The sequence below is a fragment of the Pseudomonas onubensis genome, assembly GCF_965653655.1.
Classification (GTDB): domain Bacteria; phylum Pseudomonadota; class Gammaproteobacteria; order Pseudomonadales; family Pseudomonadaceae; genus Aquipseudomonas.
Genome location: NZ_CBFHAZ010000260.1, coordinates 1 through 461, shown reverse-complemented (window position 1 = coordinate 461; position 461 = coordinate 1). Strand labels below are relative to the sequence as shown.

Annotated in this window: 1 protein-coding gene; it reads left to right on the top strand. The window is 52.3% G+C overall.

The features are described 5' to 3' along the window. Positions 1-461, top strand: a 461-nt coding sequence (locus ACTD9P_RS29870) for an FAD-dependent monooxygenase (protein ID WP_438870455.1), incomplete at both ends; no start/stop codon positions are given.

Genomic DNA, 461 nt, shown 5'->3' with positions numbered 1-461 from the left:
TAGCCTAGCCAGTATAAACTTACTCAAAGACGTGGGCGCTTGGCAAAAGATTGCGCTATCTGGGCGTAAGGCCGACTATTCACAAATGCAGGTATGGCAACTGAACGGTATGGGCGAGCTATTATTTGGTGATAGTGAAAGCAGTACGCCAGAACTGCTTGGGGGCATGGTTGAGCCTGCAGTCATTGAGTATGCATTATCGCAGCGTCTCTCTGAGGATGATGTCAGTGACTATCTGACCGTCATCGCTGGGCAAAAAGTAGTCGATATGGAGTGGTTGGGGACAGAGCAGGGCTACCGCGTGACGTTAGAGGAGGGTGCGGTTATTGATGCGCGTCTGTTAGTCGGTGCGGATGGCCGCGGCTCGTTTGTGCGCCAGCAGGCAGGAATTGAGCTGGATACGCTTGATTATCAGCAAACGGCGATTTGCTGTGCGATTCAGACTGCAAAGCCGCATCAAG